27 protein-coding genes are annotated in these 24,348 nt (G+C 60.9%); 13 read left to right on the forward strand and 14 right to left on the reverse strand.

Annotated elements, in window-relative coordinates:
• Position 1: 1 nt before the first annotated feature.
• Positions 2–955: a sulfate adenylyltransferase subunit CysD gene (cysD, locus tag J2046_RS03670; RefSeq protein WP_210049580.1), complete on the reverse strand. Its 954-nt coding sequence runs from the start codon at positions 953–955 to the stop codon at positions 2–4.
• Between the two features lie 38 nt (positions 956–993).
• Complete coding sequence (locus J2046_RS03675; RefSeq protein ID WP_210049582.1) at positions 994–1,764, reverse strand: phosphoadenylyl-sulfate reductase; 771 nt, start codon at positions 1,762–1,764, stop codon at positions 994–996.
• Positions 1,765–2,225: 461 nt separating this feature from the next.
• Here J2046_RS03675 and J2046_RS03680 point away from each other — a divergent pair, with 461 nt between their 5' ends.
• A complete protein-coding gene (locus J2046_RS03680) occupies positions 2,226–2,684 on the forward strand; it encodes an RrF2 family transcriptional regulator (protein ID WP_210049584.1) in 459 nt (152 codons plus the stop codon).
• 13 nt (positions 2,685–2,697) lie between these two features.
• Here J2046_RS03680 and J2046_RS03685 read toward each other — a convergent pair whose 3' ends face one another.
• Positions 2,698–3,438, reverse strand: coding sequence for a carbon-nitrogen hydrolase family protein (locus tag J2046_RS03685; RefSeq protein ID WP_210049587.1), 741 nt, complete (start codon positions 3,436–3,438; stop codon positions 2,698–2,700).
• Between the two features lie 17 nt (positions 3,439–3,455).
• Positions 3,456–3,938 (reverse strand): transcription elongation factor GreA, encoded by a 483-nt coding sequence (gene greA / locus J2046_RS03690; protein WP_210049589.1) that lies wholly within the window; start codon positions 3,936–3,938, stop codon positions 3,456–3,458.
• Between the two features lie 316 nt (positions 3,939–4,254).
• Here greA and J2046_RS03695 point away from each other — a divergent pair, with 316 nt between their 5' ends.
• On the forward strand, positions 4,255–5,301 hold the full coding sequence (locus tag J2046_RS03695) for a sulfate ABC transporter substrate-binding protein (RefSeq protein ID WP_210049590.1): 1,047 nt from the start codon (positions 4,255–4,257) through the stop codon (positions 5,299–5,301).
• 9 nt (positions 5,302–5,310) lie between these two features.
• Here the strand turns inward: J2046_RS03695 and J2046_RS03700 are convergent, their stop codons facing one another.
• A complete protein-coding gene (locus J2046_RS03700; RefSeq protein ID WP_210049592.1) occupies positions 5,311–6,693 on the reverse strand; it encodes a chloride channel protein in 1,383 nt (460 codons plus the stop codon).
• Between the two features lie 203 nt (positions 6,694–6,896).
• On the opposite strand from J2046_RS03700, the gene J2046_RS03705 reads away from it, so the two are divergent.
• The 3 genes from J2046_RS03705 to J2046_RS03715 all read left to right on the forward strand — a co-directional run bounded on the left by J2046_RS03705 (position 6,897) and on the right by J2046_RS03715 (position 8,118).
• Positions 6,897–7,280 carry a DUF6152 family protein gene (locus tag J2046_RS03705; protein WP_210049594.1) on the forward strand — a complete coding sequence of 128 codons (384 nt, stop codon included), beginning with the start codon at positions 6,897–6,899 and terminating at the stop codon, positions 7,278–7,280.
• 7 nt (positions 7,281–7,287) lie between these two features.
• Positions 7,288–7,758 (forward strand): DUF6644 family protein, encoded by a 471-nt coding sequence (locus J2046_RS03710; protein WP_210049596.1) that lies wholly within the window; start codon positions 7,288–7,290, stop codon positions 7,756–7,758.
• Between the two features lie 63 nt (positions 7,759–7,821).
• Complete coding sequence (locus tag J2046_RS03715; RefSeq protein WP_210049598.1) at positions 7,822–8,118, forward strand: hypothetical protein; 297 nt, start codon at positions 7,822–7,824, stop codon at positions 8,116–8,118.
• Here the strand turns inward: J2046_RS03715 and betA are convergent.
• The 3 genes from betA to betC form a co-directional block, all read right to left on the reverse strand.
• Positions 8,087–9,736, reverse strand: coding sequence for a choline dehydrogenase (gene betA / locus J2046_RS03720; RefSeq protein ID WP_210049599.1), 1,650 nt, complete (start codon positions 9,734–9,736; stop codon positions 8,087–8,089). The genes J2046_RS03715 and betA overlap by 32 nt on opposite strands.
• A 151-nt stretch (positions 9,737–9,887) precedes the next feature.
• Positions 9,888–11,351, reverse strand: a complete 1,464-nt coding sequence (betB, locus tag J2046_RS03725) for a betaine-aldehyde dehydrogenase (RefSeq protein WP_210049601.1) — start codon at positions 11,349–11,351, stop codon at positions 9,888–9,890.
• Position 11,352: 1 nt separating this feature from the next.
• Complete coding sequence (gene betC / locus J2046_RS03730) at positions 11,353–12,876, reverse strand: choline-sulfatase (RefSeq protein WP_210049602.1); 1,524 nt, start codon at positions 12,874–12,876, stop codon at positions 11,353–11,355.
• 176 nt (positions 12,877–13,052) lie between these two features.
• Here betC and J2046_RS03735 point away from each other — a divergent pair, with 176 nt between their 5' ends.
• The 3 genes from J2046_RS03735 (at position 13,053) to J2046_RS03745 (ending at position 16,657) form a co-directional block, all read left to right on the forward strand.
• Positions 13,053–13,601: an HdeD family acid-resistance protein gene (locus J2046_RS03735; RefSeq protein WP_210049604.1), complete on the forward strand. Its 549-nt coding sequence runs from the start codon at positions 13,053–13,055 to the stop codon at positions 13,599–13,601.
• Positions 13,602–13,770: 169 nt separating this feature from the next.
• A complete protein-coding gene (locus tag J2046_RS03740) occupies positions 13,771–15,576 on the forward strand; it encodes a bifunctional diguanylate cyclase/phosphodiesterase (RefSeq protein WP_210049605.1) in 1,806 nt (601 codons plus the stop codon).
• Between the two features lie 79 nt (positions 15,577–15,655).
• Complete coding sequence (locus J2046_RS03745; RefSeq protein ID WP_210049607.1) at positions 15,656–16,657, forward strand: NAD(P)H-quinone oxidoreductase; 1,002 nt, start codon at positions 15,656–15,658, stop codon at positions 16,655–16,657.
• Positions 16,658–16,718: 61 nt separating this feature from the next.
• Here the strand turns inward: J2046_RS03745 and J2046_RS03750 are convergent, their stop codons facing one another.
• Complete coding sequence (locus tag J2046_RS03750) at positions 16,719–17,006, reverse strand: hypothetical protein (RefSeq protein ID WP_210049609.1); 288 nt, start codon at positions 17,004–17,006, stop codon at positions 16,719–16,721.
• Between the two features lie 181 nt (positions 17,007–17,187).
• Between J2046_RS03750 and J2046_RS03755 the strand changes: the two genes are divergently transcribed.
• Complete coding sequence (locus tag J2046_RS03755; protein WP_210049611.1) at positions 17,188–17,334, forward strand: DUF1127 domain-containing protein; 147 nt, start codon at positions 17,188–17,190, stop codon at positions 17,332–17,334.
• 73 nt (positions 17,335–17,407) lie between these two features.
• On the opposite strand, the gene J2046_RS03760 is transcribed toward J2046_RS03755, so the two are convergent.
• Positions 17,408–18,145 carry a DUF3750 domain-containing protein gene (locus J2046_RS03760; RefSeq protein ID WP_210049613.1) on the reverse strand — a complete coding sequence of 246 codons (738 nt, stop codon included), beginning with the start codon at positions 18,143–18,145 and terminating at the stop codon, positions 17,408–17,410.
• Between the two features lie 98 nt (positions 18,146–18,243).
• On the opposite strand from J2046_RS03760, the gene J2046_RS03765 reads away from it, so the two are divergent.
• On the forward strand, positions 18,244–19,251 hold the full coding sequence (locus J2046_RS03765) for an asparaginase (protein ID WP_210049615.1): 1,008 nt from the start codon (positions 18,244–18,246) through the stop codon (positions 19,249–19,251).
• Between the two features lie 347 nt (positions 19,252–19,598).
• Here J2046_RS03765 and J2046_RS03770 read toward each other — a convergent pair whose 3' ends face one another.
• Complete coding sequence (locus J2046_RS03770) at positions 19,599–20,117, reverse strand: GNAT family N-acetyltransferase (RefSeq protein WP_210049617.1); 519 nt, start codon at positions 20,115–20,117, stop codon at positions 19,599–19,601.
• A 318-nt stretch (positions 20,118–20,435) separates the two neighbouring features.
• Positions 20,436–21,191 (reverse strand): DeoR/GlpR family DNA-binding transcription regulator, encoded by a 756-nt coding sequence (locus J2046_RS03775; protein WP_210049619.1) that lies wholly within the window; start codon positions 21,189–21,191, stop codon positions 20,436–20,438.
• Positions 21,192–21,319: 128 nt separating this feature from the next.
• Between J2046_RS03775 and J2046_RS03780 the strand changes: the two genes are divergently transcribed.
• Together J2046_RS03780 and J2046_RS03785 are read left to right on the forward strand one after the other, a co-directional pair.
• Positions 21,320–21,676, forward strand: a complete 357-nt coding sequence (locus J2046_RS03780; RefSeq protein ID WP_210049621.1) for a DUF4406 domain-containing protein — start codon at positions 21,320–21,322, stop codon at positions 21,674–21,676.
• A 56-nt stretch (positions 21,677–21,732) separates the two neighbouring features.
• Positions 21,733–22,356 carry a glutathione S-transferase family protein gene (locus tag J2046_RS03785; RefSeq protein WP_210049623.1) on the forward strand — a complete coding sequence of 208 codons (624 nt, stop codon included), beginning with the start codon at positions 21,733–21,735 and terminating at the stop codon, positions 22,354–22,356.
• 4 nt (positions 22,357–22,360) lie between these two features.
• Here the strand turns inward: J2046_RS03785 and J2046_RS03790 are convergent, their stop codons facing one another.
• The gene (locus J2046_RS03790; RefSeq protein ID WP_210049625.1) at positions 22,361–22,558 is read right to left on the reverse strand and encodes a hypothetical protein; all 198 of its coding nucleotides are present in this window, start codon (positions 22,556–22,558) and stop codon (positions 22,361–22,363) included.
• Between the two features lie 102 nt (positions 22,559–22,660).
• Here J2046_RS03790 and J2046_RS03795 point away from each other — a divergent pair, with 102 nt between their 5' ends.
• Positions 22,661–23,551 (forward strand): LysR substrate-binding domain-containing protein, encoded by an 891-nt coding sequence (locus J2046_RS03795; RefSeq protein ID WP_210049627.1) that lies wholly within the window; start codon positions 22,661–22,663, stop codon positions 23,549–23,551.
• A gap of 13 nt (positions 23,552–23,564) precedes the next feature.
• On the opposite strand, the gene J2046_RS03800 is transcribed toward J2046_RS03795, so the two are convergent.
• Complete coding sequence (locus tag J2046_RS03800; protein ID WP_210049629.1) at positions 23,565–24,224, reverse strand: glutathione S-transferase family protein; 660 nt, start codon at positions 24,222–24,224, stop codon at positions 23,565–23,567.
• Between the last annotated feature and the right edge of the window lie 124 nt (positions 24,225–24,348).

Raw genomic sequence — 24,348 nt, forward strand, 5'->3', positions numbered from 1 at the left:
CTCAGAAATATCCTTCGCGTTTCTTCTTCTCCATCGAGCCGGACTGGTCGCGGTCGATCGCGCGGCCCTGCCGTTCGGAGACGGTGGCGATCTCGAGCTCGGCGATCACCTCCTCAAGCGTGGTGGCGTGCGAGCGGATCGCGCCGGTAAGCGGGAAGCAGCCAAGCGTGCGGAAGCGGATCATGCCGCGTTGGACGGTCTCGCCGGAAAGCAGTCGAAGGCGCGGATCCTCGGCGAGGATCATCATCCCGTCCCGTTCCACATAGGGGCGCTCGGCGGCGTAGTAGAGCGGCACGAGGGGAATATCCTCGGCCTGGATGTAGCGCCAGATATCGACTTCCGTCCAGTTGGAGAGCGGGAACGCGCGCACGCTCTCGCCCTTTTTGATCATGCCGTTATAGACGTTCCAGAGTTCGGGGCGCTGGTTGCGCGGGTCCCATTTGTGGTCCGGCGTGCGGAAGGAATAGATTCGTTCCTTGGCGCGCGATGCCTCTTCGTCGCGCCGCGCGCCTCCGAAAGCCGCGTCATAGCCGCCGGCATCGAGTGCCTGCTTCAGCGCCTCGGTCTTCATGATGTCGGTATAGATCGCCGAACCATGGCTGAAGGGCGTGATACCTTCGGCAGCGCCGCGCGGATTGGTGTGCACCACGAGGTCGAGATCGTATTTTGCAGCAATCTCATCGCGGAACTCGATCATCTCGCGGAACTTCCAGGTTGTGTCGACATGCAGAAGCGGGAAGGGCACGCGACCGGGATAGAAGGCCTTGCGGGCGAGATGCAGCAGGACGGAGGAATCCTTGCCGATCGAATAGAGCATCACCGGCTTTTCGAATTCTGCCGCCACTTCGCGGAAGATGTGGATCGCTTCGTTTTCGAGGGCTTTCAGATGCGGATCGAGCGGTGGTCTGGAAACGGGCGGGGTCTTCACATCCGTTTCCTGTACAGACAAGGGCATTTCGGTCTCCGGGCAGTCTGGAAAACAAACACAAAGGGTTAGCGGGCGATCTGGCTCGCCCGCGGGACGGGCTGGGCGGCGCTTTCCGGCACATGCAGGCCGCATTCGCGCTTCTCGTCGTTCTCCCACCACCAGCGGCCGGCGCGTTCCGGCTCGCCGGGCTTGATAGCGCGGGTGCAGGGCTCGCAGCCGATCGAAGGATAGCCGCGGGCATGCAGCGGGTTGACGGGAATGGCCTCGGCCGACACATGGGCGCGGATCGTCTCCATGTCCCAGTCGGCAAGAGGGTTGATCTTGATGAGGTTGCGCTCCGCATCATATTCGGCGAACGGCGTTGCGGCGCGGTTGCCCGATTGGCCGCGGCGTAGCCCGGTGATCCACACGTCTGCGCCGCTGAGCGCTTTCGCAAGGGGCTTCAGCTTGCGCACATGACAGCAGGCGTGCCGTGCTTCGACGCTTTCGTAGAAGCCGTTCATGCCGTATTGGGCGACATAGGCATCCACATCGCCCCGTTCCGGCGTGAAACGGCGGATGGCGATGCCGTAGCGCTCCTCGGTCTCGCCGATCAGGTCGACGGTTTCCTTGAACAGCCGGCCCGTCTCCAGCGTCGAGATCTCGATCGGCAATCGGTGCGTCCCGATCGCAGCGGTAATCACTTGGTCCTCTATGCCAAGCGAGGTGGTGAAGACGGCATGTCCAAGCCCTCCGGCCAGCGCCAGACGACCGGCAAGGTCTAGGCTTTCGAGTTGGGCGTTGAGCGTATCGGCCAATACCAGACGATCCTGGCCGGCATGTTCATGAAGGGTCATGGGGTCTCATTCCGTGAGCAATTGCTGGATTATCCCGGCAAGCGGCGCGAAAGGACAGAAAAACCCGTTTCTTCCCATGGAGATGGAGAGCAAATATCTCTCCAAAGCGGCGCTCACACAGAAAACCTGCTGCCTCGGAGGCTGTTATCGATCAGGTTTCAAGGGTGGCGCGAGCCCGTCTTCAGGCGCACAAAGCGTGGCCCGCCTGCCAAAAAACTGGTTCGTGACAGCCTCTAACCAAACGTGACCGGTTTTATCGCCGGAAACACCCGTATTGGTTTGTAATTTCTCATGATTTGAGCTAATCCGGATACAGGCTCGCAAGGCAGGGTATTCGTTTGCGGGCATGCAGCCCCTGAGCGCCTTTTCCGGCGAACCCGTGGATGCCCCGAGGAAGCTGATTTAAGCGGCGCCGTGAGAGCCTTAGCCTCGCGGCGACGAGAGTGTTTGATGGTTGCGTGATGATATCCCAGAAAGCGAAATATGCGCTGAGGGCGCTGGCCGCCCTTGCGCAGGCCGATCCAGACGAGCCAATGCTGATCTCCGAGATCGCCGTTCAGCAGAGTATTCCAAAGAAGTTCCTGGAACAGATCCTGCTCGACCTGAAGCGCTCCGGAATCGTCGTCAGTCGTCGCGGCAAGCAGGGCGGTTATCTTCTCTTGAAGCCGGCCGACGCCATCACCTTCGGCGAAGTGCTGCGTCTCGTCGACGGGCCGATCGCGCCACTGCCTTGCCTGTCGCAGACCGCCTACCGGAAATGCGAGGATTGCGACGGCGAGCAACTTTGCGAGATTCGCCATGTCTTCGCCCGCGTGGCCGATGCCACGCGCAATGTGCTGTTCACCACCACGATCGCGGATGCCATCGAAGGCACCGGCGAGACCAAGGCTCCAGCCGCCCGCGAGCTTCTGACGGCTTGAGACCTTGTTGGTCCTAGCCAGCTGCCGTAACGTCGAAAACCAGCAATCCGGGTCTTTCCAAAGGCAGTTGCGCGACAACCTGTCCTTCCGGGTTGAGGACAGCGGTTGGTCCCCAGGCAACGCGTCCGTTGCGCTCGCCGGTGACGTCCGAGGAAATGAGCCAGAGGCCGGTCTCGCGGCATCGTTCGCCGCGTGACGTATTGTGCACATCCCTGAAGATTTCGGCCGTCTGTCGCGGCATCATGTTGTTGGCCGAACAGACGATCAGTGATGCGCCGAGCTCGGCGACCCGTCGCGCGGCCTCCGGAAAGTTCGTGTCGTAGCAGATATTGATCCCGAAACGCAGCCCGTCGACCTCGAAGACGCTTTGCTGATGGCCGACGTCGAAGATCCTCTCTCCGCCTAGCAGATGAACCTTCCGATAGCTGCCGACGACCTTGCCTTGTGAGACAACCAGGGCCGTGTTGAAGAGCCGACTGTCCGCGGCCTCGATCATGCCGACGACGATCGTTGGCCCGGTTTTCGGAAATTGCTGCAGCACCACCTCGAACTCCGGCAGCGAGAGGTCGAGCGCGGCATGCCGTGCCGGGGCTTCATCCAGTAGATAACCTTGCAGGAAACCTTCCGGAAAACACAGCAGCCTCGCGCCTTCGGCCTCTGCCCGTGCGGCGAATTCGCGAAGACACGCAAGGGCGGTCCCAATGTCGTTCCTGAATTCCGGCGTCTGTGCGGCGGCGATCCTGACGGTTTTCATGTGCTTTCGCTCGTGTCCTACGAGATGGCGAGAATCTCAAGCTCCTGAGTTCCGACGCTCACGACGTCACCCACGGCTTTGCCCGTCAGAGCGCGGGCGACCGGTGACACATACGAAATCGATCCGGCTTTGGGATCAGCTTCGTCCTCTCCCACGATGCGGTATTTCTGTATCCGTCCGTCCTCACGGCTGAAGGTGACCGTGCTGTCGAATGCCACGGTATCCGTTGAAGTCGGATGGGGGATCACCTGGGCCGTGCGAACTCTTTCCGAAAAATAGCGCAGATCACGCAAGGGGCTCGCTGCCTGCCGCCGCCGCTCATTCACATCTTCGATTGCGTTTGCAGTATTGTAGGCCTCGCGAGCTTGAGCCAGTTGCAATTCCAGTGTTCTCAATCCCGCATCCGTAACGAGATTTGGATGGGGAGAAATCGGACGGTCGGGCAGCAGTGTTTCCGAAGCTGTTTCGGAACTCTCTTCCTTGGTGAAGGCAACACTCAATCTCGAACTCCATTCAGGTATGGCTTGGTCTGGTTGGTGAGGCAGCGATCCTGGATTCGCTGGAACGGTATATAGTTGCAATCGCCCGATGCAGAATATGCGAAGAGAAATCCTCCCAAGATCCCGACTACGGCAGGATTGCGATTTTCTGAAGCGGGATCTTTCCGGTCCCCCATTCTCTCCATGCGCCAACCGCTAGCGCTTTCTTTGCCGGTTGCATCGGGGAGGGGAAACAATTTTGCCTTTTCTTCGCACCAGATTGACTAAGACGACTTAGTCGATAGAGTTTTGGGTGAAATCAGCAGGAGGGAACACCATGTTTCGTTTCACCCAGGAATTTGGCGATGGGTTCTTTAGAAGGTTGGGTGCCGTTGCTATCGGCCTTTCCCTGACGGTCGGGCTTTTCACACCCGCCAATGCCGACAGCCGGCTCCTCAACGTCTCCTATGATCCGACCCGGGAGCTCTACGAGGAATACAACATCGCGTTCGCGAAACACTGGAAGGCGGAGACGGGGGAGACGGTTTCCATCGAGCAGTCGCATGGCGGGTCCGGCCGTCAGGCCCGTTCGGTCATCGAGGGGCTTGAGGCGGATGTCGTGACCCTGGCGCTCGGCAGCGATATCGATGCCATCTCGGCGATAAGCAGCAGGATAAAGCCCGGCTGGGAAGCGAAGTTCCCGAACAATTCCGCGCCCTATACATCCACGATCGTCTTTCTCGTGCGCAAGGGCAACCCGAAGGGGATCGCGAACTGGAGCGATCTCGTCAAGGACGGCGTCGAAGTGGTGACCCCAAATCCGAAGACCTCCGGCGGCGCACGCTGGAACTATCTGGCGGCCTGGGCCTGGGCGAACGAGGAATACAAGGGCGATCAGCAGAAGATCAAGGCCTATATGAGCGAGCTGTTTCGCCATGTCCCGGTGATGGATACCGGTGCGCGCGGCGCAACGACGACATTCACGGAGAGAGGGATCGGCGATGTCCTGCTCGCATGGGAAAACGAAGCCTATCTGGCTCGCAAGGAACTCGGCGAGGATGCATTCGACATCGTCGTGCCGCCGATCTCGATCCTGGCCGAGCCGCCGGTCGCAATCGTCGATGCCAATGTCGACCGGCACGGGACACGGAAACTCGCCGAAGCCTATCTGCAATATCTCTACTCGAAGGAGGGGCAGACCATCGCCGCCAGGAATTTCTACCGGCCGGTCAACCGGGATCTTGTCGATCCGTCTCTTCTTCAGGCATTGCCGGACACCAGGCTCGTGACCATCAACGATCCGCTCTTCGGCGGATGGAAGAAAGCGCAGCCCGAGCATTTCGGCAATGGCGGGACCTTCGACCAGGTCGCGGGGGCGCGCTGACTTCCACCTTCATGCGTCAGGTGCGGTGACGGCATCGCCCTGGCTTCTGGTGCTGCCGGCTTGCTGATCCGCCCGCCTGGCGCGGATGCTTGCCGCAATGAAGGCGCGGGAGAGCCCGTGATAGAGTGGTTCGGGGGACAACATGCGCGACGTGATGTAGCCGAGCATGGAGGCGGCCATGATCGGGATGACGGCCTCGTGGTCGCCGGTCATCTCGATGATGATGACGAAAGCCGTCATCGGCGCCTGCACGACGCCGGCGAAGTAGCCGGCCATTCCGAGCAAGGCTGAAAGCGCGATGCTTGCGCCGAAAAGGGTGCCGAGCGTCGCCCCGAGGCCGACGCCGACCGAGAGCGAAGGCGCGAAAATGCCGCCGGGAATGCCGGAGATCATCGAGAGGAAGGTTGCGCCGAGCTTCTCGATAAAGAAGGTTGGCGATACCGTTGCGCCTTCCAGCATGGCGCTGGCTTCCTTGTAGCCAGTGCCGAAAGTCTGGCCGCCGGAGATGAGGCCGATGACCGCCACCGCCAGCCCACAGCCTGCAGCAAGCCAGACCATCCGCTTCAATGGGCTTGGATGTGCCCACCGCCTGATCCTGCGGGAGGCGCGGATTGCGCCGGCGCTGAACGCGGCTCCCAGCGCGCCGCCGCAAATGCCGCAGATCGCCACCATCGCCCAGTCGAGGTGAGAGGTGGCCATGACAGAGGTTTCCCCGAAATAGGTATAGCTGCCGACAAGCCCGAGCGCTGCAAGGCCGGAGAGGATGACGGCCGTCAGGACCAGGCCGTTGGCGCGGGATTCGTAGGTTCGGCTCATCTCCTCGATGGCAAAGACGATCCCGGCGAGCGGCGTGTTGAAGGCGGCGGCGATGCCGGCCGCGGACCCTGCGAGAATGAGCCCGCGCGCCTGGGCCATGCCGCCGAAGCGGCCGACGGCGAGCATGATCGAAGCGCCCACCTGAACGGTTGGCCCTTCACGGCCGATCGAGGCGCCGCAGAATAGTCCAACGATGGTGAGGACGATCTTGCCGGCTGCAAGTTTGAGGGATAGAAGCCCCAGCCGATCGGTATCGTTTCGCAGGTGCCGCGCGGCGATCGCCTGCGGAATGCCGCTGCCTTGTGTATTCGGAAAGACGGCGAACGCCAGCCAGGCACACAGCGCGAACCCGGCAGGCGTCAGGACGAGCGGCAGCAGGAACGCATAGGGACCGACCTCGGTCAACCGCGCGAAAAAGTCCTGCGCCTTGTCGGCGGCCAGGGCGAAGCCGACACTGACAAAGCCGATTGCTATCGCGCCGATCCAGAAAACAATCCGTGGTTTCCACACGTTCCAAGAGACGCGCATGACACGCGAACGGCGGAACATCTTTGATTTGCGATAGGAAACAGGCATGGCGACCTTGGCTGGGATCGACTCCGCTTATTCGCTTCCCCGGCATGGATTGCAAGCCGCGAGGCCGCAGAATGTGTCGTAAAGTTCATTTCCAGGACGAGTTTCGGGAGATGATATCAAGATTCGGTGAAAAACTCTGGCGATGGTGTCCCGCCGTCACATGTTGATGTGCAGCCGGATGTAGAAAATGGAGAGTTGCCGCCATGCCTCATCGTTCCATCACCCGCACTCTTGCCGGAGCTGCGATCGTTGCCGCTTTCGCCGGCACTGCCTCCGCCCATCACGGCTGGTCCTGGGCGGAGGCCGACCAGATCGACCTCAAGGGTACCATCCACTCGATTTCCTTCGCCCCGCCGCATCCGACACTGGAAGTCCAGGCCGAAGACGGCATCTGGCGCGTCGAACTCGGCAATCCGAACCAGACCCGCCGCTCCGGCTTCGTGGAAGGCCAGGCGAAGGTCGGCGACGAGATCATCGCCACCGGCAACCGCTCGGCGGATGGCAACGAGAAGCGTATGAAGGCCGTCCGGATCGCCGTCGCGGGCAAGACTTTCGACATCTATCCGGAACGCATCCGGACGAACTGAGGCGGGAATGGAATTTCTTGCTCCGCTCGCCGAAACGCCGATCGCCCGGGCACTGATCACGTCCTCGACGCTCTACCTCCTGGTCAATGCCGTCCACATTCTTGGGCTCGGCATGCTGTTCGGCGCGATCCTGGCGCTGGATCTCCTGCTTCTCGGCCTCGCGCCGGCCGTGCCTTTGCCGGCTGTTGCCGCCTACCTCTCGCGCATGGCCGGTTTGGGCGTGGCGCTTGCCATCGTCACCGGGCTTTGTCTCTTCACCGTCAAACCGTTGGAATATGCCCGCAATCCGGCGTTCCTCGTGAAGCTCGGTTTCATTGCCGCAGGGTTGCTCAACGTCGCCTTCGTTCACTCCGGCAAAGGCTGGAAAGCCGTACTTGCCGGCGAGGCAGCGACGATTCCTCTCCGTATCGGCGCCACGCTCTCCATCCTCATCTGGATCGCTGCCGTGATCGCCGGAAGATGGATCGGGTTTCTCTAGTTTTGGCTTGATCCGACTCTGAAGTCGATGCAACTTTCAGGATAGGCAATCAAGGATTGCATCGTGAGCCAAAACCCTGTTGAACGGGCAGGAGAGCAGCGAGAGTTTATTCTGAGAGGTGTGGCCTCTCTGGAAGAGGCTAGAAGAACAGGCGTCTACTACAGTTCACAAGAAGTGTTAGCGGAAATGCGCACATTATTGGACAGAAGAAAGATGGCTGAAAGAGCGGAGACCCAAAAGCGGCTGGAAGACGCTTTTGGCCTTTGGTCCGAACCTAAGGTAGACGGACAAGAATATCAGCAAGCCTTGAGGCAGGAGTGGGATATTCTTACCGGTCGCTCACCGCCGCTCGAGGATTGACCCAGGGCTCCTGATTGCTGCGCGGCAGCGGCGTTTTCCCGAGGATGTGGTCGGCCGCCTTTTCGCCGGTCATGATCGAGGGGCCGTTCAGGTTGCCGTAGGTGACGTGCGGGAAGATCGATGAGTCCGCGACCCTGAGCCCTTCCAAGCCAATCACCCGGCATTCAGGGTCGACGACCGCCATTGGATCATCGGCGCGGCCCATGCGGCAGGTGCCGCAGGGATGATAGGCGCTTTCCAGATGTTCGCGCAGGAACGCATCGATCTCGTCATCCGTCTGCACCTTTTCGCCCGGCTGGATTTCCGGCCCGCGATAGTGATCGAACGCCGTCTGGGAGAAGATCTCACGGGTCAGCCGCACGCAATGGCGGAATTTTTCCCAATCCTCCGGATGGCTCATGTAGTTGAAGCGCAGCACTGGGTCGGCCTTCGGGTCGGGAGACCGGAGTGTCACGTTCCCGCGTGATTTCGACAGGTTGTAGCCGACATGCACCTGGAAGCCGTGGGTGTTGGCGGCTGCGCGTCCGTCATAGGAGATGGCGACCGGCAGGAAGTGATATTGGATGTCCGGCTGCTTCAGGCCCGGCGCGGAGCGCAGGAAGGCGCAAGCCTCGAACTGGTTGGATGCGCCGAGCCCACGCTTCGACAGAAGCCATTGCGCGCCGACGACCCCCTGCCAGAACCACGGCAGCCAGGAATAGAGCGACACCGGCTTGGTGGAGACCTGCTGGAAATAGAATTCCATATGGTCCTGCAGGTTGGCGCCGACGCCTGGCCGGTCAGCCTTCACCTCTATGCCCATCGATTTCAGATGCTCCGCCGGGCCGATGCCCGAAAGCATCAGCAGTTTCGGCGAATTGAAGGCGGAAGCCGAGACGATGACTTCGCGGTTCGCCCGGACCACTTCGGTCACGCCGCGCCGCTCGATTTCGACGCCCACCGCCCGACCGTCCTCGATCACGATCCTGTTGGCGAAGCCGTAAACCAGTTGGACATTCGGGCGCTTCAATGCGGGCTTGAGGTAGGCATTCGCCGCGGACCAGCGCCGGCCCCTGTAGATGGTCTGTTCCATCAGCCCGAAGCCTTCCTGCTTCGAGCCGTTGTAATCCTCGGTCGTTTCGAAACCGGCCTGCCGGCCCGCCTGGATGAAGGCGTGGAACAGCGGGTTCTTCACCGGCCCGCGCTTGACATGCAGCGGCCCGTCCGTGCCGCGCCATCCTTCCTCGCCACCCTCGGAAGTCTCCATCCGCTTGAAATAGGGCAGGACGTCGGCATAAGCCCAGCCGGTCGCGCCGAGCGCCTCCCAGCGGTTGTAGTCTTCCGCGTGGCCGCGAACATAGACGAGTCCGTTGATCGAGGACGACCCGCCGATCACCTTTCCGCGCGGCGCGGTGATCCGCCGGTTGTTGAGGTTCGGCTCGGGCTCGGAAAGATAGCCCCAGTTGTAGCGCTTCATGCTCATCGGCCAGGCGAGCGCGCCCGGCATCTGGATGAACGGCCCGAAATCCGTGCCCCCCGCCTCGATGACGATCACCGAATGCTTGCCGCCCTCCGACAGGCGATAGGCCATGGCGGAGCCCGCCGAACCGGAACCGATGATGACGAAATCTGCCTGCATGAGTTGCCCCCTCATCCGGCTGCCGCCACCTTCTCCCCGCGGGCGGGGAGAAGGGATATGCCGCGCCGTTTCTTGTTCTTCGACGCCCCGTGTGCCGCGTTCACTCTCCCCGCGCGCGGGGAGAGTGTTAGGGTGAGGGGCATTCTATTCCTCAATACGGCGCCTCGACCTTGCCCATGCCCACATAGACCGTCTTCAGCTCGGAATAGTGCTCCAGCGCCGCGAGCGAATTCTCCCGTCCGAAACCGGACTGTTTCGAGCCGCCGAAGGGGATTTCCACCGGGCAGAGATTGTAGGTGTTGATCCACAGCGTGCCTGCCTGCAACTGGTCCACCACTCGATGGCCGCGCGTCAGGTCGGCGGTGAAGACGCCGGCCGAAAGGCCGAATTCCGTCGCGTTGGCCCGCGCGATCACCTCGTCCTCGTCGTCGAAATCGAGCACGCACATCACCGGCCCGAAAATCTCCTCCCGCGCGATGGTCATCCTGTCGGTCACGTCGGAAAACACGGTCGGCTGGATGTAATAACCTTCGCCGGTGACATGGTTCGGAATGCCGCCACCGGTCAGAAGCGTCGCGCCCTCGGCCTTGCCCTTGTCGATATAGGACAGCACCTTCTGCCGCTGATCGAAGGAGACCATCGGCCCGAGCTGCGTCGCCTCGTCCATGGGGTCGCCGATGATGATCCTCTCCGTCCGCTCCTTCAGGCGAGACAGGAACTCGCTCTTGATGCCGCTTGACACGAAGACGCGGGTGCCGTTGGAGCAGACTTGGCCGGTGGAGTAGAAATTTCCGAGCATGGCGCCGCCGATGGCGCTGTCGAGATCCGCGTCGTCGAATACGATCAGCGGCGACTTGCCCCCGAGCTCCATCGTCACATGCTTGAGATTGCCCGCAGCGGCGGCGGCCACCTTGCGGCCGGTCGGCACCGATCCGGTCAGCGACACTTTCGCCACGTCCGGATGGTTGACCAGAAGCGGCCCGGTATTCCGGTCCCCCTGGATAACGTTGTAGAGCCCTTTCGGTAGGCCGGCTTCAATGAGGATTTCGGCGATCTTCAGGGCTCCGAGCGGCGTGTTTTCGGAAGGCTTGAAGACCATGGCATTGCCGGCCGCCAGTGCCGGCGCACCCTTCCAGCAGGCGATCTGCTGCGGATAGTTCCAGGCGCCGATGCCGACGCAGACGCCGAGCGGCACGCGCTTCGTATAGGCGAAGTCGCGCCCGAGCGGGATGTAGTCGCCGTTCATGCCCGCGGCGATCACCCCGCCGAAGAATTCGAAACTGTCCGCGCCAGAGGTCGGGTCGGCGACAGTCGTCTCCTGGATCGGCTTGCCGGTATCGAGCGTCTCGAGTTCGGATAGCGCGCGGTTGCGCTCGCGCATGATCTCGGCGGCGCGCTTCAATATGCGCCCGCGCGCTGTCGGGCTCATTGCCGCCCATTCCGGCTGGGCGCGCTTGGCGGCCGCGATCGCCTTTTCGACGATGGCAGGCGTTGCCGCATGCAGCCGCGCGATCACCTCGCCGGTTGCCGGATAGAGGCTTTCGATGACTGCGCCATCTTCGTCCTCGACATATTCGCCGTCGATGAAATGGCTGGCGACGGGTTGGGCTTTCATCTCATTCGCCTCGCGGGTAGCGTTTGGATTCCTCGAGGTTGTCGAGGTTCATGTGATTGCGCATGTAGCGCTCCGATGCCTTCTGCAGAGGCTGGTGGTCCCAGGGGAAATAGGCGCCGTTCCGGAGCGCCTCGTAGACCACCCAGCGCCGCGCCTGGCTTTCGCGCACCGCCGCGTCGAAGGCGGCCATGTCCCATTTTTCTTTGCGCTTTGCTCTAAACCTTTCCATCACGTCCGCAAAGGCCGGATCTGCGGCAAGGTTCTTCAGCTCCTGCCGGTCGGCGTCGAGGTCGAAAAGCTGCTCCGGATCGAGTTCGCAATGGACATATTTCCATCTGCCCTCACGGATCGCGACGAGGGGCGCATAGGAACCTTCTGCGGCATATTCCATCAGCACCGGGTTCACGCGGGTGCCACCTTCCATCATCGGCTTCAGGCTTTCGCCGTCGGTCCAGGGCTCGATCTCCGCCATGGAAATGCCGGCGAGGTCGCAGAGCGTTGGCGCCACGTCGAGGTTTGAGACGGGCGCCGTGTAAAGGGCGGGCGAAATGCCGGGGCCGGCGATCATCAACGGTACGCGCGCCGAACCTTCGAAGAAGTTCATCTTGAACCACAGCCCGCGCTCGCCCAGCATGTCGCCATGGTCGGAGCAGAACACGATCAGCGTGTCGGAGAGCATCCGCGTCCGCGTCAGTGTATCGACAAGCTCGCCGATCTTCTCGTCGATATACGATATGTTGGCGAAATAGGCCCGGCGCGAGCGGCGGATATTCTCTTCCGTCACGTCGAAATTCTGATAATCGCAGGAAAGGATGAGCCGCTTTGAATGCGGGTCCTGTTCCTCGAGCGGGATTTCTCCGACCTCCGGCAGAAGGTGCTCGCAATCCTCGTAGAGGTCCCAGAATTTCTTCCGCGCCACGTAAGGATCGTGCGGATGGGTGAACGAGACGGTGAGGCACCACGGCCGGCGGTTCTTGTCGTCCTGCTCGCGGGCAAGCTGGTAGAGCTTCTGGTTGGCGAGGAACGCGACCTCGTCGTCATATTCCATCTGGTTGGTGATTTCGGCGACGCCTGCACCGGTCACCGAGCCGAGATTGTGATACCACCAGTCGATCCGCTCGCCCGGCTTCCGGTAGTCGGGCGTCCAGCCGAAATCGGCCGGATAGATGTCGGTCGTCAGCCGTTCCTCGAAGCCGTGCAATTGGTCCGGCCCGACGAAATGCATCTTGCCGGAAAGCGCGGTGTAGTAACCGGCGCGGCGCAGGTGATGCGCATAGGTGGGGATCGAGGAGGCGTATTCGGCGGCATTGTCGTAGACGCGTGTGCGGCTTGGAAGCTGGCCTGCCATGAAGGAGGCGCGCGCCGGGGCGCAGAGCGGCGAGGAGGTGTAATTGCTCCGAAACCGCGCCGCGCGGGCGGCGAGCGCCTTCAGATGCGGCACGTGCAGCCAGTCAGCCGGGCCGTCCGGAAACAGCGTTCCATTCAACTGGTCGACCATGACGATCAGGATATTGGGACGGGTCATGCGGAATCGTCTCTCCGGACAATGATCTGGACTCAAGAGTGAGTTATTTTTGATCGCTTAACCAATCAAGAAGCGATTGCGAACCTTCCTGTTCCAAAAGCGCGGTTGACCTTGGTCAAATCCGCTCCACATCCCATCGCATAACGTCGGGTAAGATTTACGAGAGAGGGTTGATCATGGCATTCGGTATCGAGACGCCGGCGGTTGCAGCAATTCGTGGCAAATGGGGCTGGTTTCTCGCCCTTGGCATTCTTCTCCTGGTTTTCGGCTTTCTGGCGCTCGCCAATCTCTTCGCGGCGACCGTGGTTTCCGTCCTATACATCGGCATGATGATGCTGATCGGCGGCGTCGCCTATCTCGTCCACGCCTTCCAGGTGAAGGGCTGGGATCAGATGCTGTTCTGGGCGCTGAGCGGCATTCTTTATACGATCGCCGGCGTACTGGCTTTCTGGAATCCGGCTCTGACGGCGGCCGTCCTGACCCTTCTCATGGCCGTGGCGCTCGTCGTCGCGGGCGTTTTCCGCCTCTGGGTCGGCTTCAGGATGCGGCCTGTGCGCGGTTCCGGCTGGATCATCGTCGGCGGCATCGTGACCGCGCTGGCGGGCCTGGTGATAGCGCTCGGCTGGCCGGTCAACAGCCTCTTCATCCTCGGCCTATTCCTGGCTGTCGATCTGATCATGCAGGGCTGGGCGCTGATTGCCGTGGCGCTTGCCGCCAAAGGCTGAGCGAGCGATCGGTATCGATACGATTAAGTCGTTATAATATTGTATAAAAATGCATTCTTCCGTCATCGAACCTTCATCGAAACGTCATTTTCGTGAAAGGGATTTTTGACGAATTGATGGGAGCCTCACCGCTGTGTCTTAGGCCATTGCGCAGTGGAGTAGTGAGTAGATGTCGTCTGCGGCCATATTGGAACCGGGTGTCTTTAGACGATATGCAAGCGACCAGCTTGTTACCCTTGCGAAACTGGTGCTTGAAAATGCCTTCCAGCCCATCGTCGAAGTCGGCACCGGTTCGGTCTTCGGTTATGAATCCCTTCTGCGTGGCCAGGAACGGATCGGCTTCTCTTCTCCTCTCGAACTGCTCGACCAGGCCCAGGAGGTCGGCCAGCTTCTGCTGCTCGAACAGATGATGGCAAACCGTGCGCTGGCGAAGTTCGCCAGCCTGCCGGACTTCTCCTCCGCGACGCTCTTCCTCAATCTCGATGTGCGGCTTATTCATCAGGGTCAACATTTCATCGAGAAGGTGGTGCAGCATCTGCGCAAGGCGAATATCGCGCCATCCTCGGTCTGCTTCGAATTTTCCGAGCGTTTCGACAATACCAGCGTGCCCGAATTCGCCGATCTGGTGATATGGATGCGCAAGGAGGGCTTCAAGCTCGCGATCGACGATTTCGGTGTCGGCCATGGCGAAATGAAGCTGCTCTGCGATTATCCGGTCGACTATCTCAAGATCGACCGGCATTTCGTCGCCGGCGTCGACCGCAATCCGCGCAAGCGCCATCTCGTCAAGAATATCGTCAACATCGCCCATGTGCTCGGCATTCGGGTGATCGCCGAAGGTATCGAGACGGAAGCGGAATTCTTAGCCTGCCGTGAATATGGCGTGGATCTCGTGCAGGGCTGGTTTATCGCCCGGCCGACGACGTTCGTCTCGGAACTGCAGCCGTCCTTTCCCCATCTTGCCGATATCGGCCGCGGTCGCCGCTCGAGCCAGTCGCTCGACGAGATACTGATCCGCAAGCAGATCGAGCACCTGCCGGCCGTCTACGAGAACGAAAGCATCGACAGCGTCTTCGAGCTCTTCCGCCGCAACCCGCGCCAGGCCTTCTTCCCGGTGCTGAATGCCAATGGTGAGCCGCGCGGCGTCATCAACGAATACCACTTGAAGGAATATATCTACCAGCCCTTCGGTCGCGACCTTTTGAAGAACAAGGTCTACGAACGCTCGATCTCGCATTTCGTCGATCGTGCCCCGGTCATCGGTCTGGATGCGGAGGCAGAGGAACTGATGAGCCTGTTTGCCAACATGGACAACAGCGCCTGCATCATCCTGACGGAGAACATGCGTTATGCCGGCGTCGTATCGGCGGCCTCGCTCATCAAGGTCATCAACGAGAAGCAGTTGAAGATCGCCCAGGATCAGAATCCGCTGACCGGTCTGCCGGGCAACCGCGCCATCCGCGATTTCATGCAGGAGAGCGGCCGCGACGACGATGAGACCCGCTTCTTCTGTTATTGCGACTTCGACAATTTCAAGCCGTTCAATGACCACTACGGCTTCCACATGGGCGATCACGCGATTTCGCTGTTTGCGGCGCTCATGAAGCGTTATTTTTTCTCGGACGGTGTTTTCTTGGGGCATGTGGGCGGCGATGACTTCTTCATCGGGGTGCGCGATTGGACTCGAGAGGAGCTGAACGAAATCCTTGAACGGCTGCTGAGCGATTTCCATGATGATGTCGCGGAGCTCTATTCGCCGGAAGAGCGCATCGCGGGAAAGATCCGTGGCCATGACCGCTATGGCGCCGAGCGGGATTTTCCGCTGCTGCGCTGCTCGATCGGGGTTCTGGAATTACCGCAGGGCTTGCTGCTCGATGATTTAGGCCGCATCGGAGCGGAGATCGCCGCCGTCAAGGCCAATGCGAAAGACAGCGAAGGCGGCCTGGTTTTCGCGACCTTCGGCGAGACAAAATGACCGAGCGGCGGAACGCCGCCTTCCTATGGGCGAAGGACTGTCCTAAGTCAGTGGCCTGACACTCACAGGAGAGCCCGTCATGCCGTTTCCCGCCGAAATGCGTTTCATCGATCTGCCTTCCTTCGGAGCGCCGGAGGTCATGGTTACAGCAAAAGGGCCGCTGCCGGCCATCCGGCCCGGAGAAATTCTCGTCAAGGTGGAGGCCGCCGGCGTCAACCGGCCGGACGTGGCGCAGCGCAGCGGCAATTATCCGCCGCCGAAGGATGCGAGCCCGATCCTGGGGCTTGAGATTGCCGGCGAGGTCGTTGCCCTCGGCGAAGGCGTGAGCGAGTTCAAGCCCGGCGACAAGGTCTGCGCCTTGGCGAACGGCGGCGGTTATGCGGATTATTGCGCCGTGCCGGCCGGACAGGCTTTGCCATGGCCGAAAGGGTATGACGCGGTGAAAGCCGCGGCGCTTCCCGAAACCTTCTTCACCGTCTGGGCCAATCTTTTCCAGATGGCGGGGTTGACGGAAGGCGAAAGCGTTCTCATCCATGGTGGGTCAAGCGGTATCGGCACGACGGCGATCCAGCTTTCCAGGGCCTTTGGCGCGACGGTCTATGCGACAGCGGGTTCGAAGGAGAAATGCGAGGCCTGCGAGAGGCTCGGCGCCAGACGCGGCATCGATTACAGGACCGAGGATTTCGCCGAGGTGATGCGGCAGGAGACCGGTGGCAAGGGTGTCGATGTCGTCCTCGACATGATCGGCGCCGCCTATTTCGAAAAGAACCTTTCCGTACTCGCCAAGGACGGTTGCCTGTCGATCATCGCCTTCCTCGGCGGAAATACGGCGGAAAAGGTGAACCTCACGCCGATCATGGTCAAGCGCCTGACGGTCACCGGCTCCACCATGCGCCCGCGCACGGCGGAGGAAAAGCGCGCCATCCGCGACGATCTTCTGGCTCAGGTCTGGCCGCTCCTGGGGGAGGGGAGGGTTACTCCGGTCATCCATTCCGTCCTGCCGTTCGACAGGGTCGTCGAGGCGCACCGGCTGATGGAGACCAGCAGCCACATCGGCAAGATCGTACTGAAATTGAGCTGAAAGGTAGGCTTCCGTTGTTGAAAGCTGGCGGATTCTAGGGACGGGACTGAGTCTGCGCAACTCACTTAAATGCGCGATTGTTTACATAACGTGCCTTGCAGACTCGGCCGCTTGCACCTACCTTGATTTCATCGTCAACGTAATGAAAGGAAGGTGATCCAATGTCTAGTGAGATTTCGGTCTGCGTAACGGGCAATGGAAAGGTGATGGTTTTGACGGGGCAGCCCTCGGCCTGAACTTCATCTTCCTTCGGGCAGCTCATGTAGCGCCCGGGTTCGTTCAACCGGACCAAACTCATGGAAGGGTCGCGTGAGCGGCCCTTTTCCTTTTTGCGGTTGTCGATATTCAATCTCCCTTTCTCGCCAGTCATTGATCTGGATCGCCCCTGGATATGCATTTACTGCATGGGTGGCGTGTCTAGTAGGCACTTTTACAACAACCGAGGCGGGACTATATGAGGGTCATCGAAGCAAACGAGAGCGCCAAGGACTGGCTGCTAAGCTTCGAAAACCCAGGAAAGGGGGATCATCATGAACGTCGCACGCACTCTTAACAATTGGCGTAAATATCGTCAGACGGTCGCCGAACTGGGCCGTATGACACCGCGCGAACTCAACGACCTCGGCATCGCACAAAGCGATATCCGCCGCGTCGCCCGCGAAGCCGTCGGCTTCTGATCGTCGATTGACCATATGATTGTCAAACGCCCGCCAGGTTGCGGGCGTTTTGCATTTTCTGCATAGCTGCCCTTCAAATTCCGATACGTCCCACCGCCGGCACCTTGATGCCCGGCCTCGCCAAGTCGAGACCAGCAACCAGCCCCAGGACATGCACCTCCAGACCGCTGCGAACACCGGCCGAAAAGCCGATCAGCCCGCGCAGCGTAACGTGCAGATCGCGCCAGTCCTCGTCAAGATGCACGAATTCGTCGCCCGGAAGATAATCGCGGCCAACCGCATGCGGCGGCAGCACGGCATCGAGCTCCGGCACCGTGCGCAGTATGTAGGCCACGAAGGTATTGGAATTCGGCCCGGGCCAGATGGTGTAGCCGCCGGGCTCCGCATAAGGGTAGGCGGCGATCGCATCCTCGACTTTCGCAATGAGCTGTTCCGCTTTTGCACCGGTCACCGAAGTCACCAGCTCGGGCGTGTTGGAATACCAGTAGGCGTCCGCCGGATAGCCGTTGCGGCGGATTGGTTTGCCCCATCCTACCTTGTCGTAGCGCGTATAGGCGTTTGCGCCTTTTTCCTTGATGACGATCCAGGCATGGCTCGCGACGGCGCCCTTCAGCCCGCCGGTCATCGCCGAAAAGACGTAGATCGCAGCTTGTTCGCTCTGTTCCGCCTTCGGCAGAATCCCGGCGGAAGACCAGCGCGCCTCGCTCCATCGCGACGGTCGGTCCTTCATCGCCCACAGACCTGCCGAGGCGAATGTCGGCAGGAGGTAGATGATGAAAATGACCAGAAACAGCCGCTTAACGGATTTCATGCAAGGTTCCCTCGTGAAGATAGCGCCAGACTTGTTTACGAGCCTGTGGTATGCGCTTCGCATAGGCATCAATGAAAACAGCAATTTCAGGACCGACCATGCAAAACCCCGTTACCGTGGAAGTTACCAGAGGCAGGCTGGTCGAAAGCCGCCATCGCGGCATGGGGGTGGTCGTCGACGGAGACGGCAAGGTTGTCTTCTCCTTCGGCGAGGCCGAAGCCGCCGTCTTCCCGCGCTCGGCCTGCAAGGCCATGCAGGCGCTGCCGCTCGTCGAAAGCGGTGCGGCTGATGCCTACGGTTTCGGCAATGTGGAACTGGCGCTTGCCTGCTCCTCCCATTCCGGTGAGGACGCGCATGTGGCGACGGCCGCCGCCATGCTGGCGAAAGCCGGTCGTGATGACGACGCGCTCGAATGTGGTGCGCACTGGTCTTCTGATCAGGCGACCCTCATCCACCAGGCCCGCACGATCGAAAAGCCGACCGCGCTCCACAACAACTGCTCCGGAAAACACTCCGGCTTCGTCTGTACCTGTGTCCATGCGGGGCTGGAGGTGAAGGGCTATGTCGAATACGACCATCCGCTGCAGGCCGAAATCCGGGGTACGATGGAAGCGCTGACCGGCGCGATCCTCGGTCATCAGAATTGCGGCACGGACGGCTGCTCGATTCCCAGCTATGCGGTGCCGCTCAAGGGGCTGGCCCACGGCTTTGCAAAAATGGTGACGGGAAGCTCGCTCTCGCCGGAGCGCGCCAGGGCGGCGCGCCGGCTGATGGAGGCGTGCATGGCGGAGCCCTTCTATGTCGCCGGCAGCAACCGCGCATGCACGAAGCTGATGGAAGTCGCGCCGGGCAAGATCTTCGCCAAGACCGGCGCCGAGGGCGTCTTTGTCGCGGCCCTGCCGGATCAGGGGCTTGCGATTGCGGTGAAATGCGAGGACGGCACGACGCGCGCCGCGGAAGCGATGATCTTCGCACTGATCTCTCGCTATTTCGAAAAGGGCGGCGAGGTGCAGGCGAAGCTGCTGGCCATGGCCAACAAGTCCATGAGGAACTGGAACGGCATCCATGTCGGCGACGTCCGCGTCACCGATGCGCTGTTTGCGTGAGGCCTTCCTTCCGGCGGCGTGCCAACCTCTCCTCCGTCATCCTCGGTCTTGTGCCGAGGATCTGCAACGGCTTGATGTTTTGAGGTGGCTTATCCCGTTAGCTCCGGGATCCCAAGATATGGCGCATCTTTTGGCTGTATGAATCGCGGAATCTGAACGGGGATTTCACCCTATCTGAGTCACGGGGAGGTGCCGAGAGGGGGGGTGATGTGGCTGGATCGGCCCGGCATTAGGGTACCAAAGGCCACCACTTACACATTTGCCCACCATGAAGCAGACTTCGGCACCATCCTACAACCTTGCTCCGCCGTGCACGTGCAACAGGACCCATCGCGAGGGCGACGGAACTACCCCACCAGAGGGGCTTCCATGAAGATGAGATGGTTGCGCAGTTCAGGGGGTGCTTTGTAGTAGGGTGCGATCTCCTGGAATCCGAGAGAGCGGTAGAGGCTTAGCGCCTCATCATGGTTGCGGCCGGTATCCAGCCGCATGGTGGTATAGCCCCGCTCTGCAGCCACGCCCACGATGGTCTCGGCGAGACGGCGGCCCAGCCCTAAGCCTCGGCCCTCGGGACTGATGAACATGCGCTTCATCTCGCATGTGTGTTCGTCGATCCGCTGCATCATCACACAGCCGACCACCTTTCCGTTCAGGCGGGCAACAAGAATCTCCCCATCTGGAGGCGAGTGTATTCTCGGTAGGCTGTCCAGGAGTGCGGCCCATTCTTCTGGCGTGTAGTATCGGTCGACGAACCAGGCGTTTTCGCCATAACGCGATCGGCACCAGTCGATGAAGCCGTTGCACAAGGTTCGAATGGCAGGGAAGTCGTTAGGTCCGGCCGTGCCGATCTCCGCGTTCTGTTCCATCTTTGCGCTCCACTCACGAATTCTGCATCGGCAAGCAGGCGCTCCGTCCCGAGTTCCATGGACGCCGAAAGGGAGGCCGCGGTCGAGCCGGGCTCAAACAATCGTCCGCTCTAGCGAACTTCGTGGTTTCTGCCCAAGCTGTACCCAACTATAGTCGAAAAAGGTCTCGTTGACTATTTGCCAGCGCCCAGCGCGGCGAATGCCGCATAAGCCTTGCGTTCGCTCAGTGCGTGGCGAAGACGAAAGCCGACCGTGATCTGGCCAAGGATGACGCAGGACAATATAGCGGTCTTCTCAGTCTCGCGTGAACACTGACCGCTACACCTCCATCACATCCAATCGCGCCGCCCGGTAGGGTGCCAGCCGTGCCTCGTCAGCGCCGCTCTGCATGATGATGCCCGAAAGCGCCGAGACCGGCATGATCACATGCGGCGAGACGGCGTCCAACTTGTCCACCGTCAGCAGCGTGATCGTCTCGGCCGAGCAAACGGAAATATGCCGCTTGATTGCGGCTTCCTCGAAATCGCCGGTGGAGAGCCCGCGGACGGGATGCGCCGCCGTCACGCCCAAGAAGAAGATGTCCGGACGCATGTTCGCGATCTGGCTCATCGCCGCTGCTCCCGTTGCCACCATCGAATGTTTGTAGAGCCGGCCGCCGATCAGGATCACCTCGGCGGTCGGATGATGCTCCAGTTCCGCAGCGATCGTCGGGCTGTGGGTGGCGACCGTGAAGGCGAAATCGCGCGGCAGCGCCCGGGCGATTTCAGCCGTCGACGTGCCGCCATCGAGAAAGATCATCTGACCCGGCTTGATCATGGCGGCAGCCGCTGCGCCGAGCTTCCTCTTCACCTCTGATGAAATTGCCCGCCGCGCGGTAAAATCCGGCAGGTCCGGCGTCACGGGCATGGCCCCACCGTGTACGCGCCTGAGCAGGCCTTCCGCCGCCATCTCCCGCAGATCCCGCCGGATCGTGTCCTCCGACAGCGAAAACTCTTCTGCCGCCCGTTTGGCGACGACCTGACCCTCCCGACGCAGCATGTCGAGAATGAGGTTCTTGCGTTGGCTCGTCAGCATGGTTCTTGACTCTGCACGAAATTCCATGAATAAACGCGAACATGCCTGAAATCGTGCTGTATGTAAAGTATTTCTGGCAAATTCGTGCAGTTCCGCGATGCATGCGGATACGTTCTGGAGAAACGAACATGTTGATCTTGATTGCCGGTCCCTATCGTTCCGGTACGGGTGACGACCCCAACAGGATGGCGGAGAACCTGAGACGGCTGGAGGCCCCCTCCTACGCGCTGTTCAGCGCAGGTCACGTGCCGATGATCGGTGAATGGGTGGCTCTGCCGGTATGGCGCGCGGCGGGTGGCAAGGAGATAGGAGACGATCTCTACGAGGAGATTTTCCATCCCGCCGCCGGACGCCTGCTGCAGCTTTGCGATGGTGTGCTTCGCCTGTCGGGCGAATCCAGGGGCGCCGACAATGATGTCCGCTTGGCCACCGAACGCGGCATTCCGGTCTGGTATCGATTGGAAGATGTTCCAGGCGTCGTTTGAGGCTTCCTGAGAAATGAGCCTGTGCTACAACGGCATCCTCAAACCGGAGGATGTTCATGTATACGCTCTATTTCGCGCCCGGCACCTGTGCGCTCGCCAGCCATATCGCGCTTGCCGATTCCGGCCTGCCCTATGAGGTGAAGCGGCTGAATTTCGCAGAAGGCGAGCAGCGTTCCGAAGCCTATTTGAAGATCAACCCGAAGGGTCGCGTGCCGGCTCTGGTGACGGACAAGGGCGCGCTGAGCGAGACGGTCGCGATCCTTGCCTTCATCGCGCAGGCCGCGCCGCTGGCGAAGCTGGCCCCGCTCGACGATCCGTTCCTGTTTGCCAAGATGCAGGCGTTCAACGCCTATCTCTCCTCGACCGTGCATGTGGCGCATGCGCATGGTCGCCGCGGCACAAGATGGGCCGACGAGCCGTCCTCCCATGCGGACATGCTGCGCAAGGTGCCGCAGACCATGGGCGAATGTTTCCGCCTGATCGAGGACGATTTTCTTGCAGGCCCCTATGTCCTCGGCGAGCAGTATTCCGTCGCCGATCCCTATCTCTTCACCATCGCCGGCTGGCTGGAAGGGGATAGGGTCGATATCGCCGCATTTCCGCGCGTCCAGGCCCATTACGAACGGATGAAGGCGCGGCCCGCGGTCCAGAAGGCGCTTGCTGAGGAAAAGGCAGCCTGATCCGTCAGGCGCATTTCGCCAGCGTCATCTTTTCCAGGCGTGCTTTATCATAAATGCCCGGAAAGGGCAGGTCGGCGAGTTGCCCGAGGTTCATGGAGCGAATGTCCGGATCATCGAACGGATCGTCGGACTGTTTCTCCATGGAGTCCCCGGCTGATTTCAGCCAGGTTTTCGGGTTCAAGAAAATCTTGAGCGATGCCATGCGTGTCACCTTGCAAATTTGTTATCATTTGCAGGAGGAATATCGGCGCTTCCGTGTTGGTTTTCAATTGAGTTCTTGAAAGGTAGCCTTTAGAAAATCTATATGAAAAACCTCAACCTCGTGCATTTGAACGGATTGCGGGCGCTGGAAGCAGTCGGCCGTCTGGGGTCGCTGCAGGCGGCGGCGGAAGAGCTTGGCGTCTCGGTTGGTGCTGTCAGCCAGCAGGTCATCAAGGCGGAGGCGCAGCTCGGCCGGCCGGTCTTTCATCGTTTGCCCAAGGGAATGGTTCCGGCCGACGCGGCGCGGCCCATGCTGGCGCGACTGAAGGAAGGCTTCCACTCGCTGTCGGAGGCCGTTGGCCTCGGGCAGCGGCGGGACGACACGTTGCTCACAATTTCCGTCGCGCCGGTCTTCGCGGCCCGTTTTCTCGTCCATCGGCTGGATCGGTTTTCGGCGCTCCATCCGGAGATCCGGCTGAGGATCGATGCCACCACGGCCATGGCGGATTTCGTCACCGATGGTGTCGATCTCGGTATCCGCGTCGGCACGGGCAAATGGCCGGGTGTCGATGCCGAGCTTCTGCTGCCGCAGCTCATCTTTCCGGTCTGCGCGCCGGCTCTTGCGGAAAAGCTGAAGGAGCCTGCCGATATCCTCAAACTGCCGGCCATCATTGACGGCCGGGCAATGTTCTCCTGGGACGTCTGGCTCAACGCGGCGGGCGTCGCGCCCGGGCCTTTGAACGTCCGCCACGTCTTCAACGAGGCCTCGCTCTGCCTTGATGCGACGATCGCGGGCGAGGGGGTGATGCTCGCGTGGCAGACTTTGGCGGCCTACGCGCTGGAGCACGGCAAGCTCGTCGAACCCTTTTCCGTCCGTGCGGCAACCGGCTTCGGACACTATTTCGTCACCCGGGCCGGATCCCGCCGGCCACCCAAGGTCAGGGCCTTCCACACATGGCTGAAAGCGGAACTGGCCGAGCTGGAAGAGCCCTGACGGCAGGGAAAAATTAGGCCGGTTCGGCCAGACGCTTGTCCCACATGGCCTTGAAGCCGGGACGGGCCTGACAAGATTCGAGCCACGCCTTCAGCGCCGGGCGGCTGTCGAAAAGGCTCGCATGGCCCTGTGCATAGCGCACGATTTCCGCGACATTGATGTCCGCCGCGGTGAACCGGCCGTCGATCATGTGGCTGTTCCTCGAAAGATGCTTTTCGAGCACGTCGAAAGGGCGTTTCAGCAGGCGAGCCGAGACGTCGATGTCGGTCTTGCCCTCTTCCGTATCCTGCTTGCCGCCGGCGATCGTTGAGGAAATCTTGAGTGCCGGCGTCTCGATGCTGGTGGCAGCGAACAGCGACCACTGCACCATCAGAGCCTCTTCGTTGATATCCTTGGGGCCGAGTTCACCGCCGTATTTGCGGGCGAGGTAGAGCGTGATCGCCAAAGATTCATGCAGCACGAAGCCGCCATCATCCATTGAGGGGATCGAGCCCATCGGGTTTATCGCCAGGAATTCCGGCGACAGCGTGTTGACCCGCGCGCCGGGTGCCATCGGCTCCGACACCCGGTAGCCCTGGATGATCGGCACATGCTCGAACGGAATGCCGAGTTCCTCGACGAGCCAGAGCGGGCGGGTCGCCCGCGAGCGATAGACACCATAGATTTTCAGCATTCTACATTTCTCCTGGGCGTGCAGCCTGAAAGTCATAACCGGTTTCGGGATGAAGGCATGCGAATGGATGTCGGCGGCAAGCTACGGGCATGCGCGGAAAAACGGAAGATCAATCCGCGTTGGA

This window comes from Neorhizobium petrolearium (genome assembly GCF_017873175.1).
Classification (GTDB): Bacteria; Pseudomonadota; Alphaproteobacteria; order Rhizobiales; family Rhizobiaceae; genus Neorhizobium; species Neorhizobium petrolearium.

What these genes read in the sequence shown, in the direction of transcription:
- J2046_RS03780 (WP_210049621.1), top strand. Translation starts at nt 21,320, where the DNA reads ATGTTGATCTTGATTGCCGGTCCCTATCGTTCCGGTACGGGTGACGAC.
- J2046_RS03795 (WP_210049627.1), top strand. Translation starts at nt 22,661, where the DNA reads ATGAAAAACCTCAACCTCGTGCATTTGAACGGATTGCGGGCGCTGGAA.
- J2046_RS03700 (WP_210049592.1), bottom strand. Translation starts at nt 6,693, where the DNA reads ATGCCTGTTTCCTATCGCAAATCAAAGATGTTCCGCCGTTCGCGTGTC.
- J2046_RS03705 (WP_210049594.1), top strand. Translation starts at nt 6,897, where the DNA reads ATGCCTCATCGTTCCATCACCCGCACTCTTGCCGGAGCTGCGATCGTT.
- J2046_RS03695 (WP_210049590.1), top strand. Translation starts at nt 4,255, where the DNA reads ATGTTTCGTTTCACCCAGGAATTTGGCGATGGGTTCTTTAGAAGGTTG.
- J2046_RS03770 (WP_210049617.1), bottom strand. Translation starts at nt 20,117, where the DNA reads ATGGAACAGAACGCGGAGATCGGCACGGCCGGACCTAACGACTTCCCT.
- J2046_RS03790 (WP_210049625.1), bottom strand. Translation starts at nt 22,558, where the DNA reads ATGGCATCGCTCAAGATTTTCTTGAACCCGAAAACCTGGCTGAAATCA.
- J2046_RS03710 (WP_210049596.1), top strand. Translation starts at nt 7,288, where the DNA reads ATGGAATTTCTTGCTCCGCTCGCCGAAACGCCGATCGCCCGGGCACTG.
- J2046_RS03675 (WP_210049582.1), bottom strand. Translation starts at nt 1,764, where the DNA reads ATGACCCTTCATGAACATGCCGGCCAGGATCGTCTGGTATTGGCCGAT.
- J2046_RS03685 (WP_210049587.1), bottom strand. Translation starts at nt 3,438, where the DNA reads ATGAAAACCGTCAGGATCGCCGCCGCACAGACGCCGGAATTCAGGAAC.
- cysD (WP_210049580.1), bottom strand. Translation starts at nt 955, where the DNA reads ATGCCCTTGTCTGTACAGGAAACGGATGTGAAGACCCCGCCCGTTTCC.
- J2046_RS03755 (WP_210049611.1), top strand. Translation starts at nt 17,188, where the DNA reads ATGAACGTCGCACGCACTCTTAACAATTGGCGTAAATATCGTCAGACG.
- J2046_RS03745 (WP_210049607.1), top strand. Translation starts at nt 15,656, where the DNA reads ATGCCGTTTCCCGCCGAAATGCGTTTCATCGATCTGCCTTCCTTCGGA.
- J2046_RS03680 (WP_210049584.1), top strand. Translation starts at nt 2,226, where the DNA reads ATGATATCCCAGAAAGCGAAATATGCGCTGAGGGCGCTGGCCGCCCTT.
- J2046_RS03765 (WP_210049615.1), top strand. Translation starts at nt 18,244, where the DNA reads ATGCAAAACCCCGTTACCGTGGAAGTTACCAGAGGCAGGCTGGTCGAA.
- J2046_RS03760 (WP_210049613.1), bottom strand. Translation starts at nt 18,145, where the DNA reads ATGAAATCCGTTAAGCGGCTGTTTCTGGTCATTTTCATCATCTACCTC.
- J2046_RS03775 (WP_210049619.1), bottom strand. Translation starts at nt 21,191, where the DNA reads ATGCTGACGAGCCAACGCAAGAACCTCATTCTCGACATGCTGCGTCGG.
- J2046_RS03785 (WP_210049623.1), top strand. Translation starts at nt 21,733, where the DNA reads ATGTATACGCTCTATTTCGCGCCCGGCACCTGTGCGCTCGCCAGCCAT.
- J2046_RS03740 (WP_210049605.1), top strand. Translation starts at nt 13,771, where the DNA reads ATGTCGTCTGCGGCCATATTGGAACCGGGTGTCTTTAGACGATATGCA.
- betC (WP_210049602.1), bottom strand. Translation starts at nt 12,876, where the DNA reads ATGACCCGTCCCAATATCCTGATCGTCATGGTCGACCAGTTGAATGGA.
- betB (WP_210049601.1), bottom strand. Translation starts at nt 11,351, where the DNA reads ATGAAAGCCCAACCCGTCGCCAGCCATTTCATCGACGGCGAATATGTC.
- betA (WP_210049599.1), bottom strand. Translation starts at nt 9,736, where the DNA reads ATGCAGGCAGATTTCGTCATCATCGGTTCCGGTTCGGCGGGCTCCGCC.
- J2046_RS03800 (WP_210049629.1), bottom strand. Translation starts at nt 24,224, where the DNA reads ATGCTGAAAATCTATGGTGTCTATCGCTCGCGGGCGACCCGCCCGCTC.
- J2046_RS03735 (WP_210049604.1), top strand. Translation starts at nt 13,053, where the DNA reads ATGGCATTCGGTATCGAGACGCCGGCGGTTGCAGCAATTCGTGGCAAA.